The organism is Stenotrophomonas maltophilia (assembly GCF_047782825.1).
In the GTDB taxonomy this organism is placed as follows: Bacteria; Pseudomonadota; Gammaproteobacteria; order Xanthomonadales; family Xanthomonadaceae; genus Stenotrophomonas.
On the sequence record NZ_CP180589.1, the window covers coordinates 3,034,251 to 3,051,535 of the forward strand.

A 17,285-nucleotide genomic window follows, 5' to 3' on the forward strand; every position below is an offset into this window, starting at 1 on the left:
GGCAGCAACGAAGTCGGCTTGTTCAAGCAATCACTCCCAGTCACGTGATGAGCGCCCGCGCTTGATCTGCGCGCGCCCGCGTTTGGCGTCCAGACGACGCAGTTTCGACCCGAGGGTCGGCTTGGTGGCCTTGCGCGGCTTGGGCACGCTCAACCCGGCCTGGATGAAGGCCGCCAGCCGATCGCGCGCATCCTCGCGATTGCGATCCTGGGTCCTGAACCGTTGCGCGTCGATGACCAGCACGCCTTCGCCGGTCATCCGCCGGTCGCGCCGCGCCAGCAGGCGGGTGCGCAACGGTTCGGGCAACGAGGGCGAGTTGGCGATGTCGAAACGCAGTTCCACCGCGGTGGAAACCTTGTTGACGTTCTGCCCGCCGGCGCCACTGGCACGCACGAACCGCTCGACGATCTCGCCGTCGGGGATTTCAAGCTGCGCGCTGATGGTGACCGGTCCACTGCCCATCCGCGCATTGTAGCGGCAGCCGCGCTGCCGTGGCTGTCATCACGTACCGTATGCCGCCGATCAGGCGCCGAACACGTCGCCTTCGCCTTGGCAGCAGGTATGCTGGCCGTCCCATGTACCGCAGGAAGCTTCGCATGACCCGCTTCATTCCCGCCCTGCCCGCCGGCCTGCGCCGTGCCGTCCTGCTGCTGACCCTGGCCGTGGCCAGCGCCCCCGCCGTGGCAGCACCGCCTTCGGACAGCGACATCAACCGCCTGCTGGCCGCCTCGCGCGCGCAGAGCATGCTGGACGCCGCGCTGCCGCAGATCGAAGCCATGCAGCGCCAGCAGTTCCAGCAGGCCACCGCCCAGCGCCAGCTCACCCCGCAGCAGCAGGAACAGCTGCAGCGCATCCAGGAACGGACCAACCAGACCCTGCGCCAGGCGCTGTCGTGGCAGCAGCTGCGGCCGATGTACGTGGATCTGTACAAGAAGACCTTCAGCAAGGAAGACGTGCTGGCGATGGCCGAGTTCTACGAGAGCTCGGCCGGGCAGAGCCTGCTGGACAAGACCCCGGCGCTGATGCAGAACGTGATGGTGGCCATCCAGGCCCGCATGCAGCCGCTGATCGCGGACCTGCAGAAGGACCTGGAAGCGATCGTGAACGAGCCGGAAAAGAAGTGAGGTCGTGCCGGCCGCTGGCCGGCAACCCCGGAATCGTCAGACGACCTGCCAGCCAAACAGATCCAGCGCCTTCTGGAATTCGCGGTCCAGCGGCGCGCGCACATCCACCGTGCCACCGTCCGGGTGCGGGAAACGCAGGCGTTCGGCGTGCAGCAGCATGCGGTGCACGCCCTGCATGCGGAAGTTGCGGTTGTGGCGGCCATCGCCATGGCTGGTATCGCCGATCAGGTGATGCGACAGATGCTTCAGATGCCGGCGGATCTGCCGGAAGCGGCCGGTCTGCGGCTGGCAGCGCAGCAGCGCGTAGCGCGAACTGGCGAACTCGCCCACCGGCACCGACAGTTCGCCGGTGGCCAGGCGCTGGAAATCGGTGACCGCCGGCTTCTTCACCGGCTTGCCGGGGCCGCCGTCCAGATCGTGGTCGACCTGCCAGGCCTCCTCGGCCGGCCAGCCGCGGCAGATCGCCAGGTAATCCTTGGCCACCTCCCCACCCATCAGGGCCTTGCCCAGCACGCTGGCCGAATCGCGGTCGAAGGCCAGCAGCAGGCAACCGCTGGTGGCGCGGTCCAGGCGATGGACCAGGAAGATCGGGCGGCCCAGCTGCTCGCGCAGGCGGTCGGCCAGGAAATCGTCTTCGCCACGGGCCAGCTTGCTGTCGTGGACCATCAGCCCGGCCGGCTTGTTGACCACGGCCAGGCGCTCGTCCAGGTGCAGCAGCTGCAGGGGGGCGGTTTCGGTCTCGACCGCGGCGAGGGTGTCAGGTTCGGTACTCACCGCGGGATTATACGGGTGCCCCTTCCCGGTAGAGCCGAGCCCATGCTCGGCTGGTGCCTTGCGTAGAGCAGTCGAGCAAGCTCGACGCTACGTGAGGTCCGAAGCAGCCGAGCATGGGCTCGACTCTACACAGAGGGGGTTCAGCCGTTGCGCACGGCCAGCAGTTCGCCATTGCCCACCGGTACCAGGCTGGTACTGAAGTCCGCATCGGCATCCAGCAACGCGCGCAGCGGCGCCATCTGTTCCGCGTGCGAGGTGGCGTTGTCCACCACCAGCAGACCACCGGGGCGCAGCACGCGGCGCAGCTGCGGCCACCAGCCGGCGTACTGTTCGCGGTCCGAGTCGAGGAACAGCAGGTCGATGCTGGCATCGGCGGCGCTGGCCAGCCATTGCCCGGCATCGCCGTGCACCAGGCGGATGCGCCCGGCCAGACCGCTGCGTTCGAAATTCGCCTGCGCCAATGCGACCTTGTCAGCGGCGTACTCCAGCGTGGTCACGTGACCATCGATGGCCGCAGCAGCTTCAGCCAGCCACAGCGTGGAGTAACCATTGGAGGTGCCGATTTCCAGTACCCGCCGTGCCTGGCCGAAGCGCACCAGCACCGACAGCAGCTCGCCGGTGCCAGCGGTAATGTTCAGCATGCGCCGGCCACGCTCGGTTTCGCGCGCATCGTTGGCCGCGCCGTGGCGGGCCAGTTCCTCCTTCAGTGCCTGCAGTGCGGCGTTCATCGCCACCACGCGCGGGCCAGGGCGAAGGCCCCTACCGCCGCCGCGCCCAGGCTCAGCACCGGCAGGTCGCCCCAGTACCAGCCGGGCGGCTGCAGCACGTACATCAGCGTGGCGATGGCCAGCAGGCCGACGCCGGTGATGGCACCCACCGCGCGCTTCTGCAGGCGCTGCAGGCTGGCATCGAGGGTGACCAGGTCGCGCGATCGCATCGCCAGTTCGTGGCGGCCTTCCACCTGCTGGGTCAGCCAGGCATGCACCAGGCGCGGCATGTCCGGCGCATGGGTCATGATTTCCGGCAGGCGCTTGCCGATCTCGCGCACGACCCGGCGCGGGCTGTAACGCTCGCGCAGGATCTTCGCCAGCACCGGCTTGGCCACCGCCCAGATGTCGATCTGCGGATCGAGCTGGCGGCCCACGCCTTCGATGTTCAGCAGGGTCTTCTGCAGCAGGATCAACTGCGGCTGCAGGGTCAGCTGGTAGCGCTGGGCCACCCGGAACAGTTTCAACAGCACTTCGGCCAGCGAGATCTGCGACAGCGGGCGGGTGAAGTACGGCTCGCACACCGAACGCACCGCCGCTTCCAGATCGTCGATGCGCACGTTGTCCGGCATCCAGCGCGCCTGCACGTGCAGCTCGGCGATGCGGCGGTAATCGCGGTTGAAGATGGCCATGAAGTTCTCGGCCAGGTAGTACTGATCTTCCTGCGAAAGCTGGCCCATGATGCCGAAATCCAGCGCGATGAAGCGCGGGTTGTCGCGGCGCGCCGGATCGGTGTCGACCCAGATGTTGCCGGCGTGCGCATCGGCGTGGAAGAAGTTGTCGCGGAACACCTGGGTGTAGAACACCCGCACGCCCTTGGCAGCCAGCGCCTTGCGGTCGATGCCGGCCTGGTCCAGCGCGACGATGTCATCGGAGGGAATGCCCCACACCCGTTCGAGGGTCAGTGCACGCTCGGCGGTGTGGCTCCAGATCACTTCCGGCACGTACAGATCGTCGCTGTTTTCCCAGAAGCGGCGCAGCACGCTGGCGTTGGCACCTTCGCGCTGCAGGTCCAGCTCGGCGGCCAGGGTGTTCTCGACCTCGGCCACCACTTCGCGCGGGCGGATCTTGTCGGCACGCGGATGGGTACGCTCGACCAGCGCGGCCAGCGAATTGAGCAGGGCGATGTCAGCATCGATCTGCTTCTCGATGCCCGGGCGCAGCACCTTCACCACCACCTGGCGGCCATCGGCCAGGGTGGCGGCATGCACCTGCGCGATCGAGGCCGAGGCCAGCGGCTCAGTGTCGAAGCTGGCAAAGGCCTCGCTGACCGGCAGGCCCAGCGCCTCTTCGACGATGCGGCGTGCGGTGTCGCCATCGAAGGGCTTGACCCGGTCCTGCAGCAGGGTCAGTTCATTGGCCACGTCCGGCGGCACCAGGTCGCGGCGGGTGGACAGGATCTGCCCGAACTTGACGAAGATCGGGCCGAGGTCCTGCAGCGCCAGGCGCAGGCGTGCGCCACGCGACTGCGAGGCGATGCTGGCCGAGGCACGCGGCACGAAGGGCTTGGCCAGGCGCAGCCAGCGTTCGGCTGCCGTGCCCTGCAGCAGGTCGTCAAGGCGGTAACGCAGGATCACCCGGCCGATGCGCTGGGCCCGCAGCAGCGCCTTCATGCGGCACCCCGCAGGCGCTGCACGCGCGCGCCCAGGCGCTCGACATCATCGCGCAGCACATCCACATCGTCGTGGAAGGCGTCCAGTTCGGCCCGCGGCACCACATCCCGCGATTCTTCGGTGATGAATTCGGCGGCGCTGTGGGCCAGGTCGATGGCGCCCTGGCGTGCGTGCTGCAACGCGCCGCGCAGGGTGTTGGCCACCTGCACGCCCAGCACTTCGCCGAACACGCTGACGAAGGGCTGCTGCCAGTCGGGGTCGAAGCCCTTGGCCAGCTGCTGCAGGCGGCGCGCCAGCTCGGCATCGCCGGCCACGCGCACGCGGCCCTTGCCGTTGTCGTTGCCGCGGCGGGCGTTGGCCAGCAGCGGCAGCTGGGCCAGCACGCCGGCCAGGCTGCTGCGCACGGCCAGGTCGGCTTCCTGTGCATCCACCGGGCCGACCCGCAGCTGGTCACCGTCGACGCTGATGCGCATCGCCAGCGATGGCGCGTCCAGGCTCAGGTCGATATGCCGGCCGTCGAGGCTGGCCAGTGCATGGCGGGTATCCGGATCCAGCGCCAGGGCGCGGTTCAGGGCGGTCTGCAGGGCGCGGCCGGCGACCGGCTTGAGGGACGAGAGCAGGGAGAGAGCCATGTGTGCATTCTACCTGCGTGGGTGGGGGGCTTGGGCCGGGCTGCCGCCCGGCACCTGCAGAGGCAACGTCAACGTCAAGGTCAACTTCCGAAGCAGCCTGCTGGGTGAGTCGGGGTGGGATGGGCAGGCAGGACACGCCGTAAACCCGTCCATGGGGGCTCGTAGGCGCCATCCATGGCGCCTGCGGTCCCGCCTGCCCATCCCACCCCGCCTCTGACACATTTCCGCGAGCTGTCGGGGTCGGATCCCGTTGCTGCGCTACGGGCTCTGACCCCACCGGTGGTTCATGCGTGCCTCACCTGGTGGGCCGTGGAAGGTTCATGCTGTGCAGCCTTGTTACACAGGACAACACGCATGGCACGGACCCGGGTCGGGATCATTTTCGGGGGCAGGTCTTCCGAGCACGAAGTTTCGCTGCAGTCGGCCAAGAACATCCTCGATGCGCTCGACCGCGAGCGGTTCGAGCCGGTGCTGGTCGGTATCGACAAACAGGGGCAGTGGCACCTGAGCCAGCCCGAGACGTTCCTAGTCAATGCGGATGATCCGGCACGCATCGCCCTGCACCGCTCGGGCAACGCGCTGGTGCTGCGGCCGGGTGCGGAGCAGGCGCAGCTGCAGCCGGTGGATGCGTCCACGGCACTGGGCCAGATCGATGTGGTGCTGCCCATCGTGCATGGGCCGCTGGGCGAGGACGGTGCGCTGCAGGGGCTGCTGCGCATGGCCAACCTGCCCTTCGCCGGTTCGCCGGTGCTGGGGTCGGCGGCGGCCATGGACAAGGACGTGGCCAAGCGCCTGCTGCGCGATGCCGGCCTGCAGGTGGCGCCGTGGGTGTGCATCCGCCGCCACCAGGCGGCGGAAGTGGATGTGCAGGCGCTGATCGACCAGCTGGGCCTGCCGCTGTTCGTGAAGCCGGCCAACCAGGGATCTTCGGTGGGGGTCAGCAAGGTCAAGGACGCGGCAGGCTTCGCCGCGGCGTTGCAGCTGGCGCTGCGGCATGACCACAAGGTGCTGGTGGAATCAGCGGTGATCGGCCGCGAGATCGAGTGTGCCGTGCTGGGCAACGAGCATCCGCAGGCCAGCGTCTGCGGCGAGGTGGTGGTGCACGATGAGTTCTATGCCTACGACACCAAGTACATCAACGCCGATGGCGCCGAGGTGGTAGTGCCCGCGGCGATCGATGCCGATACCCAGGCGCGCATCCAGCAGATTGCGCTGAAGGCCTACCAGGCGCTGGAATGCGCGGGCATGTCGCGGGTGGATGTGTTCCTCACCGCCGAGGGGCAGATCGTGATCAACGAGATCAACACGCTGCCGGGGTTCACCCGCATCAGCATGTATCCGAAGCTGTGGGGTGCCAGTGGCCTGGGCTATACCGCGCTGATCACGCGGTTGATTGAACTGGCGCTGGAACGGCATGAGGCCGATCGGGCGCTGGTTTAACGCGCTTCCCTGGTGTAACGCGCTTCTGTAGCGTCGAGCCGCGCTCGACTGCGTTGTGGCCAGTCGAGCATGGCTCGACTCTACAACAAGCAGTCGAGCACGGCTCGACGCTACAGAAAGCGGTATCGGCTAGCCGCGCTTACGGAACATCGAGATCACCGCCAGGATCAGGAACACGACGAACAGGATCCAGGCGATGTTCGTGGCGGCACCGGCGATGCCGGAGAAGCCGAGCACGGCGGCAATGATGGCGATGACAAAGAAGATGATGGCGTAATGCAGCATGGCGTTCCTCGCGGGTGGTTCGGCCGGTTCGGCGTTGGGACCATCCTGCGCATTGGCCGGTGTGCAACCGGTGACGGTAACCTCTGCGGCTGATGAAGCCTTCAGCGCCGTGACGCGGCCGTCACGACGCCGCCTTCAACCGGCGCAGTCCTTCTTCGATGCTCACCTGCGGCACGTAGCCGAAATCGCGGCGTGCCGGTTCCATGCTGTACCAGTGCGGGGTGCACAGTTGTTCGGCCAGGAAACGGGTCAGCGGCGGTTCGCCGGGCAGGCGCAGCAGCGGCCACACGCGCTCGCAGATCGCGCCGATGCGATAGGCGGTCTTGAAGCTGAGGGTCTTTTCCACTGCCGGTGCACCCACGGCGGCGAGCAGCTTGTTGAGCAGCTCGCGCATCGGCAGCGGTTCGCCGTTGGAAATGAAGTAGGCCTTGCCAGCGCACGCCGCGCCGGGTGCCAGTGCATCCAGCGCGAGGAAATGCGCCAGCGCGGCATTGTCGATGTAGGTGGTGTCGACCTTGTTGCTGCCATCACCCACCAGGCGCAGGCGGCCCTGGCGGGCGCGCTGGGCCAGGCGCGGCACCAGCTGCTGGTCGCCCGGGCCCCAGATCAGCCGCGGGCGCAGGGCCACGGTGGCCAGCGTGGCATCGTTGGCGGCCAGCACGCGCTGTTCGGCAATTGCCTTGGTCGCCGCATACGGTGCCTGGAAATTCTCGCCATAAGGCACTTCATCGGCACCCAGCCCTTCCACCGGATGGGTAGCACGGTGGGTCACGCTGGGCGTGGAGGTGTACACCAGCCTGCCGATGCCATGCGCGCGGCAGGCGGCGATGACGTTGTCGGTGCCGACAACGTTGGCCTGGTGGTAGCTGTCATAGCTGCCCCAGGCACCGGCCTTGGCGCCGTTGTGCAGCACCGCGTCCACGCCGGCCACGGCGTGCAGCACCGCCTGTGCGTCGGCCAGGTCACCCCGGATCTGGCCCACGCCCATGGCCTGCAGTTCCGGGTAGTGGCTGCGGTTGAAGGCCAGCACCTGGTGGCCCCGCGCAAGCAGGCCGCGGCACAGGGCCTGGCCAAGGAAACCACCACCACCGGTGACCAGGATCTTCATGCGCGCTTCTCCAGTTGGGCGCTGGCCCAGACGGCGAGCTTCTCGCGGCCGATCTTGGCGTTGTGACGGATATCGACGGGGAACGCGGGGTGCACCAGGAAGTGCTGCAGGCCGGATTCGGCGACGTGCGCGGCCGCATGCGCGCGCAGGGCCTCCTGCAGCGCCGGACTGTCGGACTGGCCGCGCTGCAGTTCCACGCACAGCACCGGCTGCTGCGCACCGGCAGCGCCGACGCCCACCAGGGCGGTGCGGGCCACGCCCGGCACGGTGTTGAACACCGGCTCGACCTGTTCGGTGTACAGCGGGCCGCGCGCGGTTTCCACGCGCTGGGTCTTGCGCCCGCAGAACCACAGGCGGCCCTGCGCATCGAAGTACCCCACATCGCCCATGCGATGGACCACGCGGCTGCTGCCATCGGCCAGCGTTTCGCGGATCTTCGCCGCAGCCGTGGCCTGGGGGCGGTTGAAATAGGTATCGGTCGCGGTCGGGCCGGCCACGGTAATCTCGCCCACCTCACCGGTGGCCAGCACACGCACCTGCGACCAGTCCGGCAACGGCGAATCATCAATGGCGATGATGCGCACTTCATTGGGCGCCACCACGCTGCCCACGCAGGTGCCGGCGCCGGCCTCGGTGGCGGCGCGGGTGCGCTCCAGCTCGCGGCCTTCGACCACGGCCACTGGCAGGCATTCGGTGGCGCCGTAGGGCGTCCAGAACTGCGCGTCGTCGGGCAGCAGGCGGCGGATGGTGGCCACCACGTCCGGCGGCACCGGCGCACCGGCCGAGGTCACCCGGCGCACCGTCGGCAGCGGCCGGCCGTGTCTGGCGAGCACCCGCATCAGGGCTGGCGAACCGAACAGCTGGGTCACCCCGAAGCGCTGGATGGCATCGTGCAGGCGCGCCGGGTCGGCCTGTGCCGGCCGGGTCGGGTCCATGTCCGGAATGACCGAGGTCAACCCCAGTGCCGGGTCGAACAGGGCGAACGGCGGGAAAGTCGGCAGGTCGACGCCGCCGGCCTCCATGCCGAAGGCGCTGCCCAGCAGCTGGATCTGGCCGACGAAGTGGCGGTGGCGGTAGACCACGCCCTTGGGCACGCCGGTGGAGCCGCTGGTGAACAGGATGGCGGCCATGTCCTCGCCATCGGTGGCGGCCAGCATCGGGCCGCTGCTGGCACCGGCGCGTTCCAGCGCGGCCAGGGTGGTCCCGCCCCAGCCCAGGCGGCGGCCGACGGTGACCAGGCGGGTGGCCGACGGCGCCCAGCGCAGGGCCAGGCGCGCCACGTGGGCCAGCGGGATGCCGATGAAGGCCTCCGGCTGCGCTTCGTCCAGGCACTGCTTCAGCGCGCGCTTGTCGATGCCCGGGTCGACCAGCACAGGCACCGCGCCCAGCTTGAACAGGGCGAACATCAGCAGGAAGAACTCCGGCGAGGGCCGCACCATCACCACCGTGCGCACGCCGCGGCCGATGCCGTAGCCGGCCAGGCCGGCGGCCATCGCGTCGCTGCGGGCGTCCAGCTGGCGGTAGTCCAGGGTCACGTCGTAGGCGGCCATGCCGTTGCCGGCACCACGGCGGCCGGGGCAACGGATGGCGATCTGGTCAGGGCGTTCGCGGGCCAGTTCAGGCAGCCGCGCCGCGATATTGCAGGGTCCGTTCATCCGTTCATTGTCGCCGCTTACGGAATTTCTTGCGCGGCCGCCTGCTTCGTGGAAAATCCGCAGCCTCGTCCCCGATTCCCACTGCCGCCCGAGGCGGCTTGCCCATGCAACATCCCTGCATGACCTGCGGCGCCTGCTGCACCCAATACCGCGTGGCCTTCCACTGGATGGAATCGGACGAGGTCACCCCCGGCGGCGTGCCGCACCAGCTGACCGAAACCCTGGACCCGCACCGCCTGTGCATGCGCGGCACGCACTCCAAGCCGGTGCGCTGCGTGGCGCTGGATGCGCAGATCGGCGTGTATTCACGCTGCACCATCCACCCCAACCGGCCCAGCGTGTGCCGCGAGGTGGATGCGTCGTGGGAATACGGCAAGGCCAGCCCGCAGTGCGACAAGGCCCGCATCGCCTATGGCCTGGATCCGCTGACGGCAGCGGACTGGGAAGGCGGCGACAACAACCCGATCGCGGCCTGAGCCACGGGGTCGGATCCGTTTCGCAGAAACGGCTCTGACCCCGGATTGCCCGGATGGGGTCAGAGCCCTCTCTGCGAGAGGGATCCTACCCCGCACTCCGAATGAACCCGGCGCGCGTTGCGCGCTTGCCGGCCAGCGGCCGGCACTACCGGAAGCAGGTCTGCTTACAGCGGGTTCGCGTCCAGGAAGGCGCGGATTTCCGGCACCAGCACTTCGTGCTTGTCTTCCAGCACGTAATGCCCGGCATCCTCGAAGGCATGCACCTGGGCCTTCGGCAGCGCGGCCTGGAAGCCTTCCAGGAAGTGGTGGTCGAACACGAAATCACGCAGGCCCCAGCCGATGAAGGCCGGGCGGTCGGCAAAGGACGGCAGCGCCTGGCCGGCGCGCTCCAGCAGCGACCAGGCCTTGTCGGCCGGCGACAGCGGGATGTCCTGCATGAAGCGGATGGTGCTGATGCGGTTGGCGTAGCTGTTGTACGGCGACACGTAGGCGCGGCGCACGTCGGCTGGCATCTTCCGTTCCACGCCCAGCCACGAGGCACCGGACGAGAACGCATTGAAGGTGCGGATGATCCACTCGCCGATCTTCCAGTGGCGGCCCAGCCCGATCTGCCACGGCATCTTCTTGGCGGCCGGCATCGGGAAGGCGGCGGTGTTGAGCACCACCAGGCGCTTCACCTGTGCGTGGTGCGACAGCGCCCAGCCGAAGCCGATCATGCCGCCCCAGTCGTGCACGGCCAGGGTGACCGGGCCGGTGATGCCCAGGTGCTTCAGCAGCGCGTCCAGGTCATCCACGCGCGACTGCAGGGTGTACTCGTAGCGCTGGTCGTCGGGCTTGTCCGACAGGCCCATGCCGATGTGGTCGGGCACGACGCAGCGGTACTTGTCCGACAGGCCGGCCACCAGCGTGCGCCAGTAGTAGCTCCACGACGGGTTGCCGTGCACCATTACCACCACCTCGCCATCGCGCGGGCCTTCGTCGAGATAGCTCATCGACAGGCCGGGACGGACCTCGAAACGCTGCGGGTGGGCGGGGTAACCGGGGAAATTCATGGGCAGTTCTTCAGGGCGTCTGGGCATCCATACGGCCGGCTCATGTCGATGGAATCGACATGATGCCGCTCATATGTCGAAAAAGTAACGTTCTTCGCGCATGAACCGCCAGAAAGGGACCTGTTCGCCCCGGTTACCAACGGTCATCGCGTCGGATCCGGTCCAGATCCGCCATCCAGCGGATCCGGAAAGGCTTACCAGACCACTTCAGCCATCGAACAGTTCAAGCCCGAGCCAATGCCCAGAAGCGCGATGCGATCGCCCTTCTTCAGCTTGCCCAGCTGCTTGAGCTTGCTCAGCACGATCGGCACCGAGGCCGGGCCGATGTTGCCGTGCTCGCCAAAGATGGTCATGACCTTCTTCGGGTCGATGCCGAAGTTCTTGATGAACGCGGCAGTGTGCGGCTGGCTGACCTGGTGGATGACGAACTGGTCCAGTTCCTCCACGGCCCAGCCCAGGGCGATCTTGGCGGCGGCAAAGGTCTTCTGCGCCAGCTTGATGCCTTCGATCAGCAGCAGGCGGGTGTCGGTGACCATGCGGTCCAGGTTGCCCAGGCACAGCTGGTTCCACTCGGTGGCCGAGCGGGTCACGCCCCCCTTGTAGCGCGGGGCGTCGGGCACCAGTTCCGAGCGCGCCATCACCATGGCGGCGGCACCCGAACCGGTGGTCAGGGCCGCCAGCTCGTTGCGGAAGTCGTCGGCGGTGACGTCCGGGGCGGTCATCCGCTCCAGGGTCTTTTCGTACACCAGGTTGGCGGTCTCGCCATCGACCACCAGCGCGTAGTCGATGTCACCGCGCTCAAGCATGCGCGCGGCGATGTCCATGCCGTTGATGAAGGCCAGGCAGGCGTTGGCGACGTCGAAGGTCATGCACTCGTCGCTGACGCCGAGGTTGCCGGACACGATGGACGCCGTGGACGGCTCCAGGTAGTCGCGGCTGACCGAGGTGTTGACCAGCAGGCCGACCTGCGTCGCATCGATGCCTGCGTCTTCCAGTGCCTTGCGGCCGGCCATGGTGGCCGCGTCGGACGCCAGCACACCGTTGTCCCACAGGCGGCGTGCGTGGATGCCGGCGATGTCACCGAGGACATCGGTACGGATACCAAGGCGATCCAGCGTCGGCTGCAGCCGTTCGTTGATTTCCTTGGTCGTCAGCGTGTGCGGCGCATCAACGTGAGCCAGGCCGGCAATCGAGACATTCTTGAAGAGCATCGAGGTTAGCGCCAAGGCTCAGGCAAAGGGGGCGCTATTCTATAACCCCCGGGCCTTCACCGCATCTTTACGAATTCAGCCTTGGCCGTATGGTCCCGTTCAGCGCGGCGGGCACTGGAAGGCGGCGAAGCGCTGGCTGCCATCAGCCGGGGCTGCGGCGGCCTGGACGGCATTGGCGCCGGCACTGGGGGCCTCGTTGCGGGCCAGGGTTTCCAGCTCTTCCTGCACGCGCAGGGGGTTGCGGTTGTAGAAGCCGACCTTGCTCTTCACGGTGACCACGACCTCACCCTTGGTGATGCAGCCGGCAGGCAGCGGACCGGCCGGGAGCACCCGCACCGTCTTTCCGGCCGGTTCCATCGGCACCCAGGTGCAGGCCGTGACGGTGAGCAGCAGGGACGACAGCAGCAGAAGGCGCATGGGCAGATCCTGGAAGGGTATGGGGCGATTCTGCCTGAACAGCCTGAATCGGGGGTAGCCGGGGGTGGGGTCGGATCCCCCGGCAGCGCCGGGCCATGCCCGGCGAGCGCGCAGCGCGGCCTCGCTGGCCGCCGAAAAACCGCCGGGCATGGCCCGGCGCTACCACAGGGAGCCTGCCCGCCGGGGCGGGCAGGCGCTTCCCTTATTTCTTGACCGGATTGCCTTCCGAATCGATCACGGTCACCTCGCCCAGGTTCAGCGCACGCACGGCCGCTTCGGTCTGCTTGAGGTCACCCACCACCACCCAGGTCAGGGCCTGCGGCTTGATCTCGGCGGCGGCCTGCTGCACCTGCGCCGGGGTCATCGCTTCGATTTCAGCCTTGCGGCGCAGCACGTAATCATCCGGGCGCTTGAACTGCACGATGTTGCCGATGGTCGAGGCCACCGCAGCGGCGGTCTCGTAGGCACCCGGCAGGCTCAGGGTCTGGATGTTGCGGATGCGGTTGACCTCCGCTTCGGTGGCCGGCTTGCTGCCATCGGCGAATTCGGCGATTTCCTTGCGCATTTCCGCCATGGCCGGGCCGGTCTTGTCGATCTGCACCGGCGCCATCGCCATCCACGGGCGCTGGCCCACGGTGTTGCTGGCGCTGGTACGGGCACCGTAGGACCAGTGCTTGTCCTCACGCAGGTTCATGTTCAGGCGCGAGGTGAAGTCACCGCCGATCACGCCATTGGCGATGTCGAAGCGGGTCGAGCTGGCGTCGCTGGACGGCGGCACGACCTGGCCGGCGAACAGGTTGGCCTGCACCGCGCCGGGCTGGTCGATCAGGAACACGCGCGGCCCCTTGGGCAGGGCAACAGCGGTGGTGGCCTTGACCGTGGGCGCATCGCCGGTGGCCTTCCAGTCGCCCAGCTGCTTCTCCAGCAGCGGCACGATCTCGGCCAGGGTGGTGTCACCGACCACGATCAGGGTGCCGTCCTGCGGGCGCAGCCAGTCGCGGTGGAAGTCGACCAGGTCTTCGCGGGTCAGGCTGGTGATGGCCGCCTCGTCACCGCTGCCGGTGAACGGGATGGCATACGGGTGGCCCTTGCCGTACAGCAGCGGCGGCAGCACGCGCATGGCCACCGCACCCGGGTTGACCTTCTCCTGCTGGATGCCGGCGATCCACGAGGCCTTCACCCGGTCGATCTCGCCCTGCTCGAAGCGCGGTTCGCGCAGCAGGTCGCGGTACAGCGCCAGCGACGGCACCAGGTTTTCCTTCAGCGCCGACAGTTCCACGGTGACCGCGTCCAGGCCGGCACCGGCGTCCAGGTTGGCACCCAGCGCGTCGGCGGCATCGGCGAAGGCCAGCGAACCCAGCTTGCCGGCACCTTCGGTCATCAGGTTCATGGTGAAGTTGGCGGTACCCGGCTTGCGGCCCTGGTCGGCGGTGAAGCCGCCCGGGAACTGGTAGCTGAACTGCACCACCGGAATCTCATGGCGTTCGGCCAGCACCACCGTGGTGCCGTTCTTCAGGGTGGCGCGCTGCAGTGCCGGGAATTTCAGCTGCGGGAACTCGCGGGTCTGCGGCACGCCGGCCTTGCGGTCGACCTGCTCGGGCAGGGTGCTGTACTTCTTGTCCACGGCCGGCACGTTGAACGGCTTCGGCGTGGCCGAGGCCTCTTCCTTCAATGCCACGCGCTCACCCGGTTCCACCACCAGGGTATGGCTGCCCTTGTCCAGCCACTGCGCGCCCAGGCGCTTGAGGTCGGCGGCGGTGGCCTTGTCGATGTTGGCCAGCGAGGTGCGGAAGCAGCCCGGGTCGCCGGTGTAGACCGCGCACTCGGCCAGCGCGTCGGCCTTGCCGCCGAAACCACCGATGCGTTCGATGCCGCGGATGAAGCCGGCACGGAAGCCGGTCTTGGCGCGCGCCAGTTCCTCGGCGGTCGGGCCGTCCTTGATCAGGCGCTCGATTTCTTCATCGATGATCTTCTCGACCTTGGCCGGGTCCTGGCCCTGCTTCACGGTGGCCATGACGATGAAGTTGGAGCCCAGCTGCGAGGCGTAGGCACCGGCGCTGATGTTGTCCACCAGCTTGTCCTGGTGCTGCAGGCGCTGGCTCAGGCGCGAGGATTTCGCGCCGCCCAGGACCTGCGCCAGCAGCTGCAGCTGGTCGATGTCGGTGGTGCCGACCTGGGCCACGTTCCAGGCGCGGTAGATGCGTGCCTGCGGCACCTTGTCGGTCATCACCTCACGGCTGTCGGCCTCACGCTTGGCCACGTCCACCTTCGGCTGCGCCATGGTCGGGCCGGCCGGGATGCTGCCGAAGTACTTGGCGGCCTTTTCCTTGGCGGTGGCCAGGTCGATGTCGCCGGCCAGCACCAGCACCGCGTTGTTCGGGCCATACCAGGTGCGGAACCAGGTCTTGACGTCATCCAGCGAGGCGGCGTTGAGGTCGTTCATCGAACCGATGACGCTGTGGTGGTACGGGTGGCCCACCGGGTACAGCGCGCGGTTGAGCTTGTCCCACACCTGGCCATAGGGCTGGTTCTCGCCCTGGCGCTTTTCGTTCTGCACCACGCCGCGCTGCTCGTCCAGCGCGGCCTGGTCGATCGCACCCACCAGGTGGCCCATGCGGTCCGATTCCATGAACAGCGCCATGTCCAGCGCGGTGGTCGGCACGTTTTCGAAGTAGTTGGTGCGGTCGGTATTGGTGGTGCCGTTCTGGCCGGTGGCACCGACCTGCTTGAAGGGCTCGAAGTACTCGCCGTCGTGGTTTTCGCTGCTCTGGAACATCAGGTGTTCGAACAGATGGGCGAAGCCGGTACGGCCGGCGGGCTCGTCCTTGCTGCCCACGTGGTACCAGATGTTGACCGCCACGATCGGCGCCTTGCGGTCGGTGTGCACGATCACGCGCAGGCCGTTGGGCAGGGTGAACTGCTCATACGGGATATCGACCTTGGTGGCAGCAGCCGGCTTGGCCGCCATCGCAGCCGTCGGCGCAAGCGTGCCGAGGGCGGTGCTGAGGGCGACGGCAAGCAGCGCGGTGCGCGGGCGCAGGGCGAGAGACATTTCCGGATCCTTGGTCACGTTGGTGAACCGCGATCCTAGCGTGCGCGCGCCGGTGCCGGTATCGGCCACCAGTCACTGGGGGTGTTTGCCGTCCAGGACCTTCATCGCGGCCCATTGCACCAGTCACTTCGTGCCGGTTGCAGCGTCCGGACAGTGTCCACGGCAGCCGGAGCGGACAGGTGTCCGCCCTGCGGACACTCCAGGACTCATGAAAAAGTCTTTCAAATCAACGATTAAAAGTTGGCACGCGGATTGCTTTGTCTTTCCTGCACCAAGAAGGGCTTCAGACGAAAGATGACTGAACGCTGAACAAAAGCAGGGAATTGAAAATTTTCCTTGCATGCCCAGAATCGGTGTACTACCTTACTACCACACCACTTCTCACCAACACTAAACAGGCCCCGTCATGAACGCCAAGACCATTGCCATCGCTATCGCCCTGATCGCCGGCACCGCGGTTGTTTCGTCGGTGCAGGCCTCCGAATCCATCAAGACCCTGTCCACCGTGCAGGTCCGCCCGGCCGCCGACCAGCTGGCCCAGCAGGCCTGGGAACAGGCCAGCGGCATCCCCACCCTGGCCACCGTGGAAGTACGTCCCAGCGCCGACCAGCTGGCCGAGCGCGGCGGCTTCATCGCCGCCCCGGTCGCCGCCGCGATGCCGATCACCACCCTGGCCGCCGTCGAAGTGCGCCCGAGCCTGGAACAGCGCGTCGCCCTGGCCGCCGAACAGGAAGCCCAGCGCTACGCCGCCACCCTGGCTGCCGCCGCCACGTCGGTCGCCAACCAGGTGATCACCAACCTGCCGACCCTGCAGGTCCGCCCCAGCGCCGCCGATCTGCAGGCCCTGGCCAGCGAAACCGCCCAGGTCCTGCTGCGCCCGTAACCGGTGCCGCCCTGCCCCGTGCAGGGCGTGCGCCGTAAAGGCGGCGGCCGTCGCAGGTACACTGCGCCGATGAATGCCGCGCCCCTGTTCCACGTGATCCTGTTCCAACCGGAAATCCCGCCCAACACGGGCAATGTGATCCGGCTCTGCGCCAACACCGGCGCGCAGCTGCACCTGGTCGAGCCCCTGGGCTTCGCACTGGAAGACAAGCAGCTCAAGCGCGCCGGCCTGGACTACCACGAGTATTCGCGCCTGCAGGTGCACCCCGACCTGGATACCGCGCTGGCGCGCATTGCGCCCAAGCGGGTGTTCGCCCTGAGTACGCGGGCCAGCGTGCGCTATGACAGCGTGGCGTTCGAAGAAGGCGATGCCTTCCTGTTCGGGCCGGAAAGCCGCGGCCTGCCGCAGGACCTGCTTGATGCCCTGCCCGATGGGCGGCGCCTGCGCCTGCCGATGCGGCCGGACAACCGCAGCCTCAATCTGTCCAACACCGTGGCCGTGGTGATGTACGAGGCCTGGCGCCAGCACGGGTTTGCCGGCGGCGCGTAATTTGCGTGTGTCACTTTCTTTGCTCGCGCAAAGAAAGTAACCAAAGAAACGCGCCGCCGCCCGCGAGCCGGTGCTGCGCACCGGTACCCTGCGCTCCTCGGTCCACCGGGGGACGGCGCGGAACTCGCTGCGCTCAGACACCCGCGCCTCTTCGCCCCCGCGGGACCTGCGGTGCTCGGCTCGCTTCAAGGCGGACCCAACAGCCGCGCAGTAGATCCACGCCATGCGTGGATGTCTTCCGCCTGGA

At 67.8% G+C, this 17,285-nt stretch carries 17 protein-coding genes; 5 read left to right on the forward strand and 12 right to left on the reverse strand.

All coding sequences use genetic code 11. The features are described 5' to 3' along the window. Positions 1-30 precede the first annotated feature (30 nt). A complete protein-coding gene (arfB, locus tag ACM2ZB_RS14190) occupies positions 31-462 on the reverse strand; it encodes an alternative ribosome rescue aminoacyl-tRNA hydrolase ArfB (protein ID WP_313438149.1) in 432 nt (143 codons plus the stop codon). Between the two features lie 134 nt (positions 463-596). Here arfB and ACM2ZB_RS14195 point away from each other — a divergent pair, with 134 nt between their 5' ends. Further along, positions 597-1,124 carry a DUF2059 domain-containing protein gene (locus ACM2ZB_RS14195; protein ID WP_416055916.1) on the forward strand — a complete coding sequence of 176 codons (528 nt, stop codon included), beginning with the start codon at positions 597-599 and terminating at the stop codon, positions 1,122-1,124. A gap of 36 nt (positions 1,125-1,160) precedes the next feature. Here ACM2ZB_RS14195 and ACM2ZB_RS14200 read toward each other — a convergent pair whose 3' ends face one another. From ACM2ZB_RS14200 to ACM2ZB_RS14215, 4 genes are all read right to left on the reverse strand, one after another. After that, positions 1,161-1,898, reverse strand: a complete 738-nt coding sequence (locus ACM2ZB_RS14200; protein WP_416055917.1) for a pseudouridine synthase — start codon at positions 1,896-1,898, stop codon at positions 1,161-1,163. Between the two features lie 140 nt (positions 1,899-2,038). Beyond that, positions 2,039-2,626 (reverse strand): O-methyltransferase, encoded by a 588-nt coding sequence (locus ACM2ZB_RS14205; protein ID WP_416055918.1) that lies wholly within the window; start codon positions 2,624-2,626, stop codon positions 2,039-2,041. Beyond that, positions 2,623-4,278 carry a ubiquinone biosynthesis regulatory protein kinase UbiB gene (ubiB, locus tag ACM2ZB_RS14210; RefSeq protein WP_416055919.1) on the reverse strand — a complete coding sequence of 552 codons (1,656 nt, stop codon included), beginning with the start codon at positions 4,276-4,278 and terminating at the stop codon, positions 2,623-2,625. The genes ACM2ZB_RS14205 and ubiB overlap by 4 nt, the downstream gene beginning before the upstream one ends. Then, positions 4,275-4,910: an SCP2 domain-containing protein gene (locus ACM2ZB_RS14215; protein ID WP_416055920.1), complete on the reverse strand. Its 636-nt coding sequence runs from the start codon at positions 4,908-4,910 to the stop codon at positions 4,275-4,277. The genes ubiB and ACM2ZB_RS14215 overlap by 4 nt, the downstream gene beginning before the upstream one ends. 354 nt (positions 4,911-5,264) lie before the next feature. Between ACM2ZB_RS14215 and ddlA the strand changes: the two genes are divergently transcribed. Next, entirely contained in the window at positions 5,265-6,350 is a 1,086-nt protein-coding gene (gene ddlA, locus ACM2ZB_RS14220; RefSeq protein WP_416055921.1) for a D-alanine--D-alanine ligase, read from the forward strand. Positions 6,351-6,479: 129 nt separating this feature from the next. Here ddlA and ACM2ZB_RS14225 read toward each other — a convergent pair whose 3' ends face one another. From ACM2ZB_RS14225 to oleC, 3 genes are all read right to left on the reverse strand, one after another. After that, positions 6,480-6,635, reverse strand: a complete 156-nt coding sequence (locus ACM2ZB_RS14225) for a DUF1328 domain-containing protein (protein WP_005407633.1) — start codon at positions 6,633-6,635, stop codon at positions 6,480-6,482. A 121-nt stretch (positions 6,636-6,756) separates the two neighbouring features. Next, positions 6,757-7,743 carry a 2-alkyl-3-oxoalkanoate reductase gene (gene oleD / locus ACM2ZB_RS14230; protein WP_416055922.1) on the reverse strand — a complete coding sequence of 329 codons (987 nt, stop codon included), beginning with the start codon at positions 7,741-7,743 and terminating at the stop codon, positions 6,757-6,759. Beyond that, positions 7,740-9,398 (reverse strand): olefin beta-lactone synthetase, encoded by a 1,659-nt coding sequence (gene oleC, locus ACM2ZB_RS14235; protein WP_416055923.1) that lies wholly within the window; start codon positions 9,396-9,398, stop codon positions 7,740-7,742. Before oleC ends, oleD begins: the two co-directional genes overlap by 4 nt. Before the next feature lie 104 nt (positions 9,399-9,502). Between oleC and ACM2ZB_RS14240 the strand changes: the two genes are divergently transcribed. Continuing rightward, positions 9,503-9,874, forward strand: a complete 372-nt coding sequence (locus ACM2ZB_RS14240; RefSeq protein WP_079224790.1) for a YkgJ family cysteine cluster protein — start codon at positions 9,503-9,505, stop codon at positions 9,872-9,874. 164 nt (positions 9,875-10,038) lie between these two features. On the opposite strand, the gene ACM2ZB_RS14245 is transcribed toward ACM2ZB_RS14240, so the two are convergent. From ACM2ZB_RS14245 to ACM2ZB_RS14260, 4 genes are all read right to left on the reverse strand, one after another. Then, on the reverse strand, positions 10,039-10,926 hold the full coding sequence (locus ACM2ZB_RS14245; RefSeq protein WP_416055924.1) for an alpha/beta fold hydrolase: 888 nt from the start codon (positions 10,924-10,926) through the stop codon (positions 10,039-10,041). Positions 10,927-11,120: 194 nt separating this feature from the next. Continuing rightward, positions 11,121-12,137 carry a 3-oxoacyl-ACP synthase III gene (locus tag ACM2ZB_RS14250; protein WP_416055925.1) on the reverse strand — a complete coding sequence of 339 codons (1,017 nt, stop codon included), beginning with the start codon at positions 12,135-12,137 and terminating at the stop codon, positions 11,121-11,123. A gap of 99 nt (positions 12,138-12,236) precedes the next feature. Continuing rightward, the gene (locus tag ACM2ZB_RS14255) at positions 12,237-12,554 is read right to left on the reverse strand and encodes a DUF4156 domain-containing protein (RefSeq protein ID WP_108767322.1); all 318 of its coding nucleotides are present in this window, start codon (positions 12,552-12,554) and stop codon (positions 12,237-12,239) included. A 202-nt stretch (positions 12,555-12,756) separates the two neighbouring features. Then, positions 12,757-15,606, reverse strand: a complete 2,850-nt coding sequence (locus ACM2ZB_RS14260; RefSeq protein ID WP_416055926.1) for a M16 family metallopeptidase — start codon at positions 15,604-15,606, stop codon at positions 12,757-12,759. A gap of 406 nt (positions 15,607-16,012) precedes the next feature. On the opposite strand from ACM2ZB_RS14260, the gene ACM2ZB_RS14265 reads away from it, so the two are divergent. Both ACM2ZB_RS14265 and ACM2ZB_RS14270 read left to right on the forward strand, forming a co-directional pair. Further along, on the forward strand, positions 16,013-16,489 hold the full coding sequence (locus ACM2ZB_RS14265) for a hypothetical protein (protein WP_416055927.1): 477 nt from the start codon (positions 16,013-16,015) through the stop codon (positions 16,487-16,489). A gap of 69 nt (positions 16,490-16,558) precedes the next feature. After that, on the forward strand, positions 16,559-17,038 hold the full coding sequence (locus ACM2ZB_RS14270; RefSeq protein WP_416055928.1) for a tRNA (cytidine(34)-2'-O)-methyltransferase: 480 nt from the start codon (positions 16,559-16,561) through the stop codon (positions 17,036-17,038). Positions 17,039-17,285: the final 247 nt, after the last annotated feature.

Bases quoted from the DNA above. Each gene is read 5' to 3' on its own strand.
- arfB (WP_313438149.1), bottom strand. From the start codon at position 462: ATGGGCAGTGGACCGGTCACCATCAGCGCGCAGCTTGAAATCCCCGAC.
- ACM2ZB_RS14195 (WP_416055916.1), top strand. From the start codon at position 597: ATGACCCGCTTCATTCCCGCCCTGCCCGCCGGCCTGCGCCGTGCCGTC.
- ACM2ZB_RS14205 (WP_416055918.1), bottom strand. From the start codon at position 2,626: ATGAACGCCGCACTGCAGGCACTGAAGGAGGAACTGGCCCGCCACGGC.
- ubiB (WP_416055919.1), bottom strand. From the start codon at position 4,278: ATGAAGGCGCTGCTGCGGGCCCAGCGCATCGGCCGGGTGATCCTGCGT.
- ACM2ZB_RS14215 (WP_416055920.1), bottom strand. From the start codon at position 4,910: ATGGCTCTCTCCCTGCTCTCGTCCCTCAAGCCGGTCGCCGGCCGCGCC.
- ddlA (WP_416055921.1), top strand. From the start codon at position 5,265: ATGGCACGGACCCGGGTCGGGATCATTTTCGGGGGCAGGTCTTCCGAG.
- ACM2ZB_RS14225 (WP_005407633.1), bottom strand. From the start codon at position 6,635: ATGCTGCATTACGCCATCATCTTCTTTGTCATCGCCATCATTGCCGCC.
- oleD (WP_416055922.1), bottom strand. From the start codon at position 7,743: ATGAAGATCCTGGTCACCGGTGGTGGTGGTTTCCTTGGCCAGGCCCTG.
- oleC (WP_416055923.1), bottom strand. From the start codon at position 9,398: ATGAACGGACCCTGCAATATCGCGGCGCGGCTGCCTGAACTGGCCCGC.
- ACM2ZB_RS14240 (WP_079224790.1), top strand. From the start codon at position 9,503: ATGCAACATCCCTGCATGACCTGCGGCGCCTGCTGCACCCAATACCGC.
- ACM2ZB_RS14245 (WP_416055924.1), bottom strand. From the start codon at position 10,926: ATGAATTTCCCCGGTTACCCCGCCCACCCGCAGCGTTTCGAGGTCCGT.
- ACM2ZB_RS14250 (WP_416055925.1), bottom strand. From the start codon at position 12,137: ATGCTCTTCAAGAATGTCTCGATTGCCGGCCTGGCTCACGTTGATGCG.
- ACM2ZB_RS14255 (WP_108767322.1), bottom strand. From the start codon at position 12,554: ATGCGCCTTCTGCTGCTGTCGTCCCTGCTGCTCACCGTCACGGCCTGC.
- ACM2ZB_RS14260 (WP_416055926.1), bottom strand. From the start codon at position 15,606: ATGTCTCTCGCCCTGCGCCCGCGCACCGCGCTGCTTGCCGTCGCCCTC.
- ACM2ZB_RS14265 (WP_416055927.1), top strand. From the start codon at position 16,013: ATGAACGCCAAGACCATTGCCATCGCTATCGCCCTGATCGCCGGCACC.
- ACM2ZB_RS14270 (WP_416055928.1), top strand. From the start codon at position 16,559: ATGAATGCCGCGCCCCTGTTCCACGTGATCCTGTTCCAACCGGAAATC.